Source organism: Acinetobacter sp. MD2(2019) (assembly GCF_035615615.1).
In the GTDB taxonomy this organism is placed as follows: domain Bacteria; phylum Pseudomonadota; class Gammaproteobacteria; order Pseudomonadales; family Moraxellaceae; genus Acinetobacter.
The window spans coordinates 31,436-44,549 of record NZ_VTDU01000003.1 but is presented as its reverse complement, the minus strand read 5'-3'; the positions used below and the strand labels follow the sequence as shown (position 1 = coordinate 44,549).

Below are 13,114 nucleotides of genomic sequence, written 5' to 3'. Positions count from 1 at the left end.
TATGCAACTCATCATGGAAGTGTTGGTTTCATTTTTCTTACTGATTGGCAGTTTTTTTATGTTGGTCGGTGGCATCGGCATGGTTCGCCTGCCCGATTTATTCACACGCCTGCATGCACCCACAAAATCAAGTACGCTCGGTTTAGGCAGTTTTTTAATTGCCTCTATGCTTTTTTGGGCCTTTCATAGTCGCTATGGCTTTGCAGAACTGTTAATGACTTTATTGGCGTTTATTAGCGCACCGGTTTCAGCCAACTTAATGGCGCAAGCGGCACTGCATTTAAAATTACGTTCTTTAAGTGGCGATGTGCCTGAGTCGATTGAACGTCCGTTGCCATGGAATCGTTATCGTTTCAAAGCTGATGCGAATGATGAAAAAAAGTCATAAAAAAAGTCACCCGAAGGTGACTTTTTACTTATTCATCTTTTGACTCGGGCAAGTCTTTGACTGCCTCGGCAATTAAGCCAAACATATAGTTACCATACGCATTGGTTTTATCGTAATGAAAACGCAAACGCGGGGTAATACGTGTTTTGATGCGACGACTCAATTCGTGACGTAAGAAACCCGATGCTTTATTTAACACATCTAAGGTTTCTTTATTGGCTACGGCACTTTGTTCATCGCCCAGTTCACGCCCCATAACAGTGACATAAACTTCGGCATAACCTAAGTCTGGGCTTACTTTTACCGCAGAGATGGTCACAAGACCACCTAAGCGTGGATCTTTTAGCTCTTGACGAATCAGTTCAGACAACTCGCGCTGAACTGAATCCGCCATACGCTTCAGACGTTGACTACCCGCCATTAAAGACTCCGTTTCACAATTTGAACATCGTACACTTCAATTTTATCTAGTGCTTTGATGTCTTTATAGCCTTTCACCGCAAGACCACATTCCATACCTGCGCGAACTTCTTCAACCACATCTTTGAAGCGACGAAGTGATTCAAGCTCACCTTGGAAGATCACCACATCATCACGCAATACGCGAATTGGTTTATTACGATGTAACATACCTTCAAGAACCATACAGCCTGCAGCCGCACCAAATTTACTTGAATGGAACACTTCACGCACTTGTGCTACACCTAGAATCGTTTCACGATGTTCTGGTGCAAGCTTACCGCTCATTGCGGCTTTAACATCATCAATTAATTGATAAATCACAGAATAGTAACGGATGTCGATGTCATCTTGATCGGCTTTTTGACGTGCTGTGTTATCGGCACGAACGTTGAAGCCAAGTAAAACAGCTTCTGAAGATTCAGCCAATGTCACGTCAGATTCAGTGATTGCACCTACGCCTGAACCAATAATACGGACTTTAACTTCATCCGTTGCAAGGTCAGCAAGCGCAACGTGTAATGCTTCTAAAGTACCGCGTACATCAGTTTTCAAGACCACGTTAACAATTGGCACATCTTTTTTGCCCATTGACGCCATCAAGTTTTCAAGACGCATTGCAGATTGACGCTCAAGACGTTTTTGACGTTCACGATCCATACGTGCATCGGCAACTTCACGCGCTTTTTTCTCGTCGGTAACAACAAGAACTTCGTCACCCGCCATTGGCGCTTCAGGTAAACCTAAAATTTCAACTGGAATTGAAGGACCTGCCGATTGAATACGTTTACCATTTTCATCGGTCATGGCACGAACACGGCCGTAAGATGAACCAGCAAGCACCAAGTCACCTACGTTTAATGTCCCGTTTTGAACCAGAATAGACGTCACCGCACCACGACTGTTGTCTACACGTGCTTCAATAACAACCCCTTGTGCAGCACCTTCTTCAGACGCTTTCAACTCTAACAACTCTGCTTGAATTGAAATGAGGTCAAGAAGATCATCAATACCTGCGCCTGTATGTGCAGATACCATTGCCACAGGAACATCACCACCCCATTGTTCAGGCACAATTTCTTTGGTGGTTAATTCGTTTAGTACGCGATCTGGATCGGCCGATTCTTTGTCCATTTTGTTAATGGCAACAATAATTGGCGTACCCGCTGCGCGTGCATGGTCAATCGCTTCGGCAGTTTGTGGCATAACACCATCGTCTGCTGCAACAACCAATACCACGATATCTGTAGCTTTGGCACCACGTGAACGCATTGCTGTAAATGCTGCGTGTCCCGGGGTATCTAAGAAAGTAATAATGCCTTTGTCGGTTTCAACATGGTAAGCACCAATGTGCTGGGTAATGCCACCTGCTTCGCCTTGTGCCACTTTTGCACGACGAATACGGTCTAGTAACGATGTTTTACCATGGTCAACGTGACCCATAATGGTAACCACTGGCGCACGTGTGGTTTGTGCGCCACGCGCTTCTTCAGCAGCTTCAAACAAGTTATCTTCGGCTTGAGTATCAGAGACTAAAACAGGATTATGGCCCATTTCTTCAACCACAAGTGCTGCAGTTTCTTGCTCGATGGCTTGGTTTTGCGTAACTAACTCACCCATTTTCATAAGTGTTTTAATCACTTCACGCACTTTTACAGCCATTTTTTGTGCAAGGTCAGCAACAACAATAGTTGAACCAATTTCAACATCATAAACTTGTTTTTTAACTGGTTTTTCAAAGCCATGCTTGTTAGATTGGCTGGTTTTTAAACCACGTTTATGATGATTTTGGCTGAAGTTTTGCTCTTCTTGACCACGGCGACCGCCTTTTTTCTGGCTACGTGGATCTTTCGTACCACCGCCACGTTTAATTTCACGGTCTTCCTTATTAAAGGAATCTTCATAGGCTTGACCAACCAAACCTGCCGCTAAAGGCGAGTCATCAATCACGCGAATGGTTGCGCCGCTTTCGTCATTTGAATATTTAGATGCCATTTTACGCATCTGTTCAAGTGTACGTTGCTGCGCTTCTTCTGCCGCTTTACGACGTGCTGCTTCTTCAGTCGCTTTAAGCTGAGCCGTTTGTGCTTCACGCGCTTTTTTCTGCTCTACAGTTTCAACCGCTTTAACCGGTTTTACTGTACCGCCACCTTTACGCTTAACCACAACAGCTGCTTTCGGTGCTGATTCAACGGCTTTGTCTTTCTTTTGCGCCGCGCGCATTGCATCTAAAGTTGCAGCCGCTTTGTTTTCTACCACAACACGCGCCGGTTCTTCTGCACGTGCTTTCACTTCAACGTTAATCCGTGTTTTGGCTTCTGCAGCTTTCACGTCGGCTTTCATTTGCTCTGGATCGGGCTTGGTAAAAGTATGCTTTTTGCGTACTTCTACATTAATGGTTTTTGCTTTACCTGAGGTACTTGCAACTTTTGCTGTACTGGTTGTTTTACGTTTCAACGTGATTTTTCCTGCATTACTGCTTTCTTGACCATGAACTTTTTTCAAATGGTTCACTAAAGCATCTTGCTGTTCTGTAGTAATCATATCATCAGCGCGTTGCTGAGGAAGACCTGCATCGCGAATTTGCTCTAGGAGCTTCTCGACGGGACGCCCAACTTTTTCCGCCAATTCTTTAATCGACTTATCCGTCATTGTTTACCTCCTAGTTAAACCATGATTCGCGAGCTTTCATAATGAGTTGACCCGCAGTTTCTGCATCCATTCCTTCAATATCTAAGATATCGTCAGTGGCTTGATCTGCTAAATCGTCAATCGTCACTATGCCGCGGCTAGCAAGTGCATACGCAAGTTCACGCGTCATACCTGCCATATTTAATAATTCTTGACTTGGCTCTTGTACATTTTCTTGTTGCATTAAGGCATCAGCCACTGCCGCTTCTTTTGCACGGCCTTGCAACATTTCAACGGTGTCTTCATCCAATTCAATTTCATTGAATGTTTCGGCAGGAACGTAAGCCACTTCTTCTAATGAAGTAAAGCCCATTTCCACAAGTGCCATCGCTAAGTCTTCGTCAATATCTAAACGGGTAACAAACATATCTAAATATTGTTGTGCTTCATTTTGTTGACGCGCACGGTACTCATCTTCAAGCATCATGTTGAGTTTAAAGCCTGTTAATTCAGACGCTAAACGTACGTTTTGCCCTTGAGAACCAATAGCACGTGCCAATTGATCGCTGGTTGCGAAAATGATGTCTGCGGTGTTGGCGTCTTCATCAATCACAATGCCCGATACATCGGCAGGCTCAAGCGCACTTGCGATATATTGTGCAGGATCATCCGACCAGACCACCACGTCAATACGTTCACCGTTTAACTCTTGTTGAACCGCTTGAATACGCGTACCACGCATACCAATACATGCCCCAACAGGGTCGATACGATGATCGTTGGTTTTCACTGCAATTTTAGCACGAACACCCGGATGACGGGCAGCCGCTTTAATTTCAATGATTTCTTCGGCAATTTCCGGAATTTCTTTCTTCATTAAAGCAATGAGCATTTCAGGCTTCGCACGCGACAATAACAATTGTGCGCCACGGCCTTCACGGTTCACTTCAAAAAGAATGGCATTCATGCGTTGTTTCGGACGCAACATTTCTTTAGGAATAGTTTCTTCGCGTGCCAAATACGCTTCAGCATTGTCACCTAAGTCAATGATGAAACCGTCTTTGGTTTGCTTTTTCACTTCACCGTAAACCAATTCACCCACTTTAGAGGCATAGGCATCGGCAATTAATGCACGTTCAGCTTCACGAATTTTTTGTACAATCACTTGTTTGGCAATTTGCGCCGCAATACGACCAAACTCAATCGATTCCACTTCAAGTTCGCGAATATCGCCAATCGACCATTTTGCAGGATCGACATCAGAAATCGCATCTTGGCAAGCTGGCATTTCGTGGTCTTCATCTGCCACCACTTCCCATTGACGGAAAGTACGGTAATCGCCAGTTTTACGGTCAATTTCTACACGTAAAGCAGCTTCTTCAGCATGCGTTCCGTCGTAGTATTTTTTGCGCGTTGCTGCAACAAGTGCTTGCTCAAGGGCTTGGAAGATGGCTTCGCGGCTCACACCCTTTTCATTACTAACCGTTTCTGCAACGGTAAGAATTTCACGACCCATAAGTCACCTATATTTCAGATTTTATTAATAATTTAGTCTTGATAAACCAGATTGGCTTTATCAATATTATGGCTATCGATTTCAAGTACTTGTTGCTTTTCTACTTCCACCTGAATGGTTTCTGCGTCTAAATCGACTGCAACCAATTTTGCCTGAAATTTACGACGATTCTCAACCGCGCTGATTAAACGCAATGCCACTTGTTGCCCAATATAATCAGGCATTTGTGACAATTCAAAGAAAGGACGATCCCAACCTGGTGAAGAAACTTCTAACGCGTATTCACCCGAAATTGGGTCGTGAACGTCAAGCATAGCGCCCACTTGTTGGGTCACACGTACACAATCTTGCACACCAACACCACGGCCTTCTTCAACTTCACCGTCTTCATTTAATACTGGCGCTGCATTTTCATCGACGGCTTTGTCGATATAAATGCGTAGCAAAGAACGTTTGCCTTGAGGTAAAAATTCAATCCCCCAAAGATTTACATCACACGCTGCAACCGCAGGGGCGATAAGATCTTGTAAGGCTTGGGTTTTATTTGATAGTTTCATGTACTCTCGTCATTTTGTGCAATACGACAATCGGTTTAAACCGATAACCTCTTGTAGTGAAGCACGTCTATTTGACCAATTGATGTCCACACTACACGAATAGCCAATAAAAAAGGGCGTAATCGCCCCAATTCTGCACAGTATTTTAAAGCCCACTGTGCAAAAAGGCCCACCTGTCTGTGAGCCTTTCCAAAAGAATCTTGGTAGCGGGAGCTGGATTTGAACCAACGACCTTCGGGTTATGAGCCCGACGAGCTACCAGACTGCTCCATCCCGCATTAACGTGCAATTATTATAAATAAATAACCGCAAAAGTCAATTTAAGGTTTGACTAAAACCTTGAGTTGTTCAGCTTTTAATTTTAAAAACCACAACATCTCTGGTGGTGCGAACTATAGTGTGGTTGAGCAAGTATGTCAACATTTAAATCTAAATATGCCCAACAACAGTGCAAATTACAACCAAAAGTAGACCTTTTTTATTTTTAGAAATTTTACGATATCTGCCATTTTGACCTTCGGGTCAATACATTCTCAAGTTCAGCGCTCGAATCAATTTTTTATAAAAAAAGCTTGTCGAAACAAGCTTTTTTTAATGCAGATTTTATTTTAGTCTGAAGGCCACCACACTATCACCCTCGGTTGTACCAAGCGAACCATGTCCACCTGCCGCAATCACAACATATTGTTTACCATCTTTACCGATAAACGTTGATGGGGTTGATTGAGCACCTGCACTCAGTTCAGTTTGCCATAACAACTCACCGGTTTTGCTGTTATAGGCACGGAAGAAGTTATCTGCGGTTGCACCGTGGAAAATAATATCTCCTGCGGTAAGTAACGGACCACCATGCGCAACCATGCCCATGTTAAATCCGATAGGGAAGCGTCCCGGCAAGAAGCTGGTTTTTAAGTTTTTGGTATTACCAATACGACGTAACCATTCAGTTTTACCTGTCTGTAAATCAACACCCGCTAAACGCCCCCAAGGCGGAGTAATACATGGGATGCCAAGCGATGAAGCAAACTGTTGAATATGAATTGCATATTTACCTTGGAAGTTTTCATTCCAATAAGGTTCACCATTTTTTGTGAATAAACGCGTATTTTCTGTTTGCGCATCGCGTTTAATTAAGTTGTACTTATATGCAAGTCGAATAGGTGAAGCCACTAACAATTGACGTTGTGGATCAATCGCCACAGAGCCCCAATTGAATACACCAATATTACCAGGGAAAATAAGCGACCCTGCTTCTGTTGGCGGTGTCCAAGGATTACCATCATAACGCAATCCTTTAAAGTCGATACGACATTGGATTTGGTCAAATGGCGTAATCCCCCACATAGATTTTTCAGTCAATTTCTCAGGAATAAAATTCAAAGCAGACACAGGTTGGCTGCTTGCATATTTTTCACCCGTGATGCCACCTTCGGTAGATGTTTTTTGCATTTGAATCGGATAAACAGGCTGTCCGTTTAAACGATTCAAGACAAAAATATTACCCACTTTGGTTGGTAAAATTACAACAGGCTGCGGCTTACCTTGATAATTAATATCAACAAGACTTGGCTGAGATGGATTATCACGATCCCATAAGTCATGATGAGAGCTTTGGAAACGCCATTTTAATGCACCTGTTTTTAAATCCAGTGCAACTAAAGCATCTCTAAATTGCTCTGCGGTGCTATGGTCATCACGTGCAGTCCCAATTTCATCGGGTGACGCATTTCCAAACGGCACATATACAATGCCATTTTTAATATCGGCACTTAATGTACCCCATGCAACAGGTGTATCTTGTGGATAGCTTGAATTTGCAGCGATAGGCTGTGTTTTGCTTGGATTGGCTGGGTCAAAATTCCAGACTAAACGACCAGTGTGTACATCATAAGCGCGAATCACACCCGATGGATTGCCACGATCGTAGCCATTGTCCATTACCGAACTGCCCAAAATGACTAAATTCCCTGCAACCAAAGGCGCTGCCGTTTGCATTAACGCATGCGGTCGGATTTTACCCATATTTGCACTTAAATCGATAACACCATTTTGACCAAAATCACTACAAACTTTGCCGGTATCGGCATTTAACGCAACAAGTTTTGAATCTGCTGTGGCATTAAAAATTCGTTTTGGACAAACAGCAGATGTTTCTGGTTTAGCTGAATTATTCGTTGCTTGTACGACATCTTCATAGTAACTCACACCACGACAGGTTTGATGTTGTTGTAAATATGAACGATCTTTAGTGGGTACATATTTCCAATTCAACTGACCATTTTCAGGATTCAGCGCATGAACTTCATTGTGCGGTGTACACAAGTACAGCATGCCATTTACTTTTAATGGCGTTGCTTCAAACGTATATTCTTTTGCATCATTATTTTTACGTAAGTCGCCGGTATGATATGTCCATGCAACTTCTAAATTTTTCACATTCTCTTTATTAATCTGAGATAAACGCGAAAATCTTAAACCGTCTGTTGTGCCACCATACGCCGACCAATTATCAGCAGTACCTTGTTCAGTACTCTGTGCGCGTGCGGTGTTGATCTCACCCTGTTTCGGTAATGGATCGTAAAAGAACATCCCAAGTACAAGCAGTATCATTAAAATAACTGTTGTGCCTAAAAATGGATGGAATTTACGCTGTCCTTGATACAGTGGTTTAACAACCCAAGGTAGTGCTAACCAAGCACCGAATAACGCAATTAAATCTCCACGAGGAATCCACTGCCACTTATCAAAACCGACTTCCCAAATGATCCATATCAGGGTCATCCACATGAGAACTGCATAAATTGATAATGCAATGCGCTTATTTAAAAACAGCAAAATAGCGCAAAGTAGTGATCCGATGGCAATGATAAAATAGAAAATACTACCGCCAACCAGTGCGAGCTTTATACCCATGTATAAAAGTGCAACTGAAAAAATAGCAAGTAGAATACTCGTTATTTTATTAAACATAATTAAACCTATCCTTTATAGACTCGTTTTAACAGAATTTAGATTAGATGTTACAGGCCAAAATAAACCTTTTTATTCAAACACTTATATCTTAAAATTTACTGAATTTAATAATCATGTATGGGATGCAATATAGGGATGATGTAACACAGTTGCACTCATTAGCCCACAAAAGTAGCGTCCTAAGTGATTACGCTGCGATAACTATTAAAATTGTTTAACGTATTTTTTATTAAATAGGGATAAGACAATTCACCGAGTATCATTTTATCTAAACTTTAATTATGGTGTTATTGCATTGTACACCTGCAGATATTTTTTGCGGCAAAAAAATTGTTAAACGCGTAGCAATCAAGATTAAAAACTAAAGGTGCACTTCACTTCTGATTTACACAACACATTACCCAGCTAGTTTTAATTTGATCAGCCGTCATTAGCTAAAACTCACAGCTATGATATTTGATGTAGACGTATAGGATGTCTATTCAATTTCATTCTGGATATAAGTAGCAAAAAAGATAAATTTTTAAGTGTTTATTTTCTAATCGTTATCGTCCTTCATATTTTTACTTCTATGAAGTCAGGCATACATCATCTTTAAGAGAGACAAATTGAGTTTGGCTTTTTAATTTAATAAAGCAAAAGAACTTTTAAAAGTTCCAGAAAAAAAAAGCATCTTATATAGATGCTTTTACTTACAAAATTTTGTTTTTTACTTCAATAAATTTGCATACTTTATTGAATTGGTAGCGGTAGCTCAATTTAAACCGAACAACCTTCGATGCTTTTATAAAGTGTTGAGCCAGACGGGCTAATACCACTTATGCATCTACTACTATAAAACTTGGTAGCGGGAGCTGGATTTGAACCAACGACCTTCGGGTTATGAGCCCGACGAGCTACCAGACTGCTCCATCCCGCAACAACCACTTACTTTCTGGTGTAAAGTAAGCTTTACTATCAACCTTAGTTGATGCGCGCATTGTATATAGAGGCCGCAAATTAAGCAAGGTATTTTCATGTTTTTGTTGCATTTATAGATCAATCACTCATTTTTTACACAATTTAAAGCATTTTTTAGTTCTTTATTCGGCTATGTTTAAATTTAAAACAGCATTGTACGCTTTAGCTTACATGCGTTATTGTCTTTTGCGACTATAGATAGAACCAATTTAATTTTAATATAGCTTTATCAGCAAATGGATATGAACAACGGATGTGTTCAACATGGATGACGCTGATGGTGTCACGGATTTGACCCAATATGGATAAAATGGATGTACCTTTCAAGATATTAAACCCGAACCCTTGGTTCGGGTTTTATCTTTTGTGAATTAAATTTCCTAGATAAGTCCAAACGATTGATTAATCCTTCCAAAACCAAGCACGAAATTAGACACAAAAGCACTGAACTTAGAGATAATTTAAAAAAATTGATCATTTTTTCATTGAATAAGAAGCGCATACCAACAATAAAAACATTTAGCGACTTTATAGCAAAAAAATTCTTTCAATATTTACAACCAACTGACAAATTTCGTCTATTTCTAACTGACATTTTTTGTCACCTATTGACACTTAATGTAACAATGCGAAACAGTAAAAATCTAAGATAAATATAAAGCAATGTTTTTTATAGCTTTTAAAAGTTGGCATGCTTTGTGCTAAGATACACTCAGAAATAAATGTATAATACAGATTATACATAAAACTATAGTTCGTAAATTGGAGAAACACTATGAACGCACAAAAGGGCTTTACCCTTATTGAGTTAATGATTGTGGTTGCAATTATTGGTATTTTGGCAGCAATTGCGATTCCTCAATATCAAAATTATATTGCTCGCTCACAAGTAGCTGAAGCATTCACACTCATGGATGGTGGTAAAACTGTTATTAATACAAATTTACAAAATAACAAATGTACTTCGGATACAACAACCGAAAATACTATTAATGGAAAATATGGTGCTCTCGTAATATCTGGTACTCCAACAGCAGGAACTAAAGATGCAGCTGTAGACACAGATAAAAATGGCTGTACATTAACGTATAAATTTAATAAAGATGGCGTATCATCTAAAGTTTCAGAATTGACTGTTGTTGCAGATATGGCAAACAATGGCCAATTATACAATAATGGCAGTACTGTAGCCGCCGATTTACTTCCAAAATCATTTGGCGCTGCTGTTACTACTAAAAAATCAGGCTAATAATATAAAGTTCTGCTTTTTTACAAAACGCATCAAATTTGATGCGTTTTTTTATTTAAACTTAAAATTTTATAACAGTACAAATCTAAACCGATCCCATGCTTTTTAATCTTCATTCACTATCACCTTAACTTATAACAACACTGGACTATTCGGCAGTTCATCGTCATCATTTTTTTGTTGTTGCAAATAAAACTGTTGTAATTGCTGACCAATTTGCTCGACCCCAATTAATACCGCTTGGCGGTATTCGGCTTGTTTTAAGCATATAATCATATTGTCGCAAATCTGTTGCCATACTTCTGGCATAACCAACGCATGAATACCGCGGTCGACCACAATTTCAACTTGGCGTTCGCACAAATTTAAATACAACAAAACACCACTATTGGCAGCCGTGTCCCATACACCCAAACTTGCAAATAAATGTTGCGCGCGCTGTTGCGTATTTTGTTGGTAAGCAACTGCACAAGGAATATGCCCCTCTATCACCACCTGAATTTCACCGGCATGGCCTTGCTCGGCGTGTTGCACGGCCGTTGCAATTGCCTGTTCATCTTGCTGCTTAAAGTATCGTTTGCTGGATGACACATAGCAAAAATGCTTAAGCCAACGCTTAAAACTGGGCTGAGGCTGCGGGGTTAGCTTCACTGTTGCCACAATGGTTTGATCTATAATATTTACCATGAGCCAGATGCACCTCCACCACCAAAACGACCGCCACCACCACCGTAGCCGCCACTTCCGCCACCAAAGCCACCGCCTGAACCGCCGCCACGCCCCGAACCGGATAAAATCATCTGTAAAATCAGTTGTGCCAAAGAGGTAATCAGCAAGAAAAAGACCGCCACACCAAGCAGCAAACTGGTTAGGAATCCTGCACCGCTAACCAAACCAGCCGTGGTTGCAGCAACGCTTGCGGTTGCAGCACTCACCCGATTTCCCACCACAAACGAAGCAAACACACCCACCACCAAAATAATGGCGGTATACAACCACATTTGCTCTCGCGCTTGTTGCTCTGCCAATGCTTGTTCGTGTTGGCGTTTTAAGTTTTCTGCCGCTTGTTTGGCAATTTCAGGGTCTTGATTTAAAATCGTTATAATGGCATTTAGCCCCGAATCTAAACCTTGCGCAAACTGATTTTGTTTAAAATACGGGGTGATTTGATTACGGATAATTCGACTGGTTATGGCGTCTGGTAAAATCCCCTCTAAACCATAACCATTTAGAATTTGTATACGATGATCATTCACCACCACCGCAATAAGCAAGCCATTGTCTTGCTTAGCTAAACCCAATTTCCATTGGTTTGCAACGCGCATGGCGTAATCAAAAATATCCTCTTGGCCGGTGGTAGGCACAATAATAATGCCAATTTGCGCCTTACCTTGCTGATACACCGTTTGGATTTTTTGACTTAACTGTTGTTGCTCTGCGGCAGTTAAAATATGTGCCTGATCAATTACGGGTTGATTCAGACTAGGCAGTGTACGCGTCGTCTGCCCTTGCATATCATCAGCAACATTTAAAGCCGTAGGTTCACTGGCAGCTACGGCTTTTTTAGGCGTTGCCGCAGTCATCGGTTGGATGATTTTGGCTGCCACCACTGCGTCAGAATCGTCAGCCGTAGCAGTGGCATTTTCTGCCCACACGAAGCTGACTGGCGCAAAGCAGAATACCGCCAGTAAAAGCAGCCACAATCGCCGATTCAAACCTAGTGCATCGCCTTGCATTAGTGCTGATCCGTGTTTATTCAAACGAAACTTTCGGGGCTTTTTCTGCGCCAGCATCGGCACTAAAATTGGCTTTTGGTTTCATGCCAATGACTTTCGCGGTCACCACTTGCGGGAACTGACGCACGTAGGTGTTATAGTCTTGTACGCTGCCAATATAGCGGTTACGCGACACAGCAATGCGGTTTTCTGTGCCTTCAAGTTGGGCTTGCAAGTCTAAAAATTGTTGGTTGGCTTTTAAATCGGGATAATTTTCAGACACGGCAATTAAACGCGATAAAGCCCCCGTTAACTGTGCTTGTGCTTGTTGATATTTTTGAAATAACGCTGGATCTTCTAGTACTTGTTTATCAACCTTTAAACCAGCAACATTTGAACGCGCTTCGGTTACGTCGGTTAAAACTGTTTGTTCATGTTTGGCATAGCCTTTGACCACATTCACCAAATTCGGCACTAAATCGGCGCGGCGCTGATATTGGTTTTCAACGTCAGACCACGCAGCAGTGACTGCTTCATCTTTGGCCTGCAACGTGTTATAGCCACAACCGGTCAATAATAAACTGCTACTTAGCATAACAACCAACGTGCTTTTTTTGGCCCAGTTCATGTTTAATCCTCTTTTTATAATCTGTTTTGCTTATTGTA

Annotated in this window: 10 protein-coding genes and 2 tRNA genes; 2 read left to right on the top strand and 10 right to left on the bottom strand. The window is 41.5% G+C overall.

All coding sequences use genetic code 11. The features are described 5' to 3' along the window. The first annotated feature begins 1 nt into the window (after position 1). Positions 2-388 (top strand): Na+/H+ antiporter subunit G, encoded by a 387-nt coding sequence (locus I2F62_RS02525; protein WP_324625573.1) that lies wholly within the window; start codon positions 2-4, stop codon positions 386-388. Positions 389-416: 28 nt separating this feature from the next. Here the strand turns inward: I2F62_RS02525 and I2F62_RS02520 are convergent, their stop codons facing one another. The 7 genes from I2F62_RS02520 to I2F62_RS02490 form a co-directional block, all read right to left on the bottom strand. Beyond that, complete coding sequence (locus I2F62_RS02520; RefSeq protein ID WP_324625450.1) at positions 417-809, bottom strand: ribosome-binding factor A; 393 nt, start codon at positions 807-809, stop codon at positions 417-419. Beyond that, the gene (infB, locus tag I2F62_RS02515) at positions 809-3,499 is read right to left on the bottom strand and encodes a translation initiation factor IF-2 (protein ID WP_324625449.1); all 2,691 of its coding nucleotides are present in this window, start codon (positions 3,497-3,499) and stop codon (positions 809-811) included. The genes I2F62_RS02520 and infB overlap by 1 nt, the downstream gene beginning before the upstream one ends. A 10-nt stretch (positions 3,500-3,509) precedes the next feature. Then, complete coding sequence (nusA, locus tag I2F62_RS02510) at positions 3,510-4,994, bottom strand: transcription termination factor NusA (protein ID WP_324625448.1); 1,485 nt, start codon at positions 4,992-4,994, stop codon at positions 3,510-3,512. Positions 4,995-5,026: 32 nt separating this feature from the next. After that, on the bottom strand, positions 5,027-5,551 hold the full coding sequence (rimP, locus tag I2F62_RS02505) for a ribosome maturation factor RimP (protein ID WP_324625447.1): 525 nt from the start codon (positions 5,549-5,551) through the stop codon (positions 5,027-5,029). 201 nt (positions 5,552-5,752) lie between these two features. Then, positions 5,753-5,829: transfer RNA gene (locus I2F62_RS02500), tRNA-Met, on the bottom strand. A gap of 325 nt (positions 5,830-6,154) precedes the next feature. Beyond that, positions 6,155-8,521, bottom strand: coding sequence for a membrane-bound PQQ-dependent dehydrogenase, glucose/quinate/shikimate family (locus I2F62_RS02495; RefSeq protein WP_324625446.1), 2,367 nt, complete (start codon positions 8,519-8,521; stop codon positions 6,155-6,157). A gap of 845 nt (positions 8,522-9,366) precedes the next feature. Then, positions 9,367-9,443 (bottom strand) — tRNA-Met (locus I2F62_RS02490). Between the two features lie 816 nt (positions 9,444-10,259). Between I2F62_RS02490 and I2F62_RS02485 the strand changes: the two genes are divergently transcribed. Beyond that, positions 10,260-10,733, top strand: a complete 474-nt coding sequence (locus I2F62_RS02485; RefSeq protein ID WP_324625445.1) for a pilin — start codon at positions 10,260-10,262, stop codon at positions 10,731-10,733. Positions 10,734-10,865: 132 nt separating this feature from the next. Here I2F62_RS02485 and I2F62_RS02480 read toward each other — a convergent pair whose 3' ends face one another. Genes I2F62_RS02480 through I2F62_RS02470 form a run of 3 tightly spaced genes read right to left on the bottom strand, consistent with a single transcriptional unit; the run spans position 10,866 to position 13,076 of the window. Then, positions 10,866-11,420, bottom strand: a complete 555-nt coding sequence (locus I2F62_RS02480) for a TPM domain-containing protein (RefSeq protein ID WP_324625444.1) — start codon at positions 11,418-11,420, stop codon at positions 10,866-10,868. Continuing rightward, positions 11,414-12,469, bottom strand: a complete 1,056-nt coding sequence (locus tag I2F62_RS02475; protein ID WP_324625443.1) for a TPM domain-containing protein — start codon at positions 12,467-12,469, stop codon at positions 11,414-11,416. The genes I2F62_RS02480 and I2F62_RS02475 overlap by 7 nt, the downstream gene beginning before the upstream one ends. A gap of 16 nt (positions 12,470-12,485) precedes the next feature. Then, positions 12,486-13,076 (bottom strand): LemA family protein, encoded by a 591-nt coding sequence (locus tag I2F62_RS02470; protein WP_324625442.1) that lies wholly within the window; start codon positions 13,074-13,076, stop codon positions 12,486-12,488. Between the last annotated feature and the right edge of the window lie 38 nt (positions 13,077-13,114).

Excerpts from the sequence above, each read along its gene's own strand:
- I2F62_RS02525 (WP_324625573.1), top strand. The coding sequence starts at position 2 with ATGCAACTCATCATGGAAGTGTTGGTTTCATTTTTCTTACTGATTGGC.
- I2F62_RS02520 (WP_324625450.1), bottom strand. The coding sequence starts at position 809 with ATGGCGGGTAGTCAACGTCTGAAGCGTATGGCGGATTCAGTTCAGCGC.
- infB (WP_324625449.1), bottom strand. The coding sequence starts at position 3,499 with ATGACGGATAAGTCGATTAAAGAATTGGCGGAAAAAGTTGGGCGTCCC.
- nusA (WP_324625448.1), bottom strand. The coding sequence starts at position 4,994 with ATGGGTCGTGAAATTCTTACCGTTGCAGAAACGGTTAGTAATGAAAAG.
- rimP (WP_324625447.1), bottom strand. The coding sequence starts at position 5,551 with ATGAAACTATCAAATAAAACCCAAGCCTTACAAGATCTTATCGCCCCT.
- I2F62_RS02495 (WP_324625446.1), bottom strand. The coding sequence starts at position 8,521 with ATGTTTAATAAAATAACGAGTATTCTACTTGCTATTTTTTCAGTTGCA.
- I2F62_RS02485 (WP_324625445.1), top strand. The coding sequence starts at position 10,260 with ATGAACGCACAAAAGGGCTTTACCCTTATTGAGTTAATGATTGTGGTT.
- I2F62_RS02480 (WP_324625444.1), bottom strand. The coding sequence starts at position 11,420 with ATGGTAAATATTATAGATCAAACCATTGTGGCAACAGTGAAGCTAACC.
- I2F62_RS02475 (WP_324625443.1), bottom strand. The coding sequence starts at position 12,469 with ATGCAAGGCGATGCACTAGGTTTGAATCGGCGATTGTGGCTGCTTTTA.
- I2F62_RS02470 (WP_324625442.1), bottom strand. The coding sequence starts at position 13,076 with ATGAACTGGGCCAAAAAAAGCACGTTGGTTGTTATGCTAAGTAGCAGT.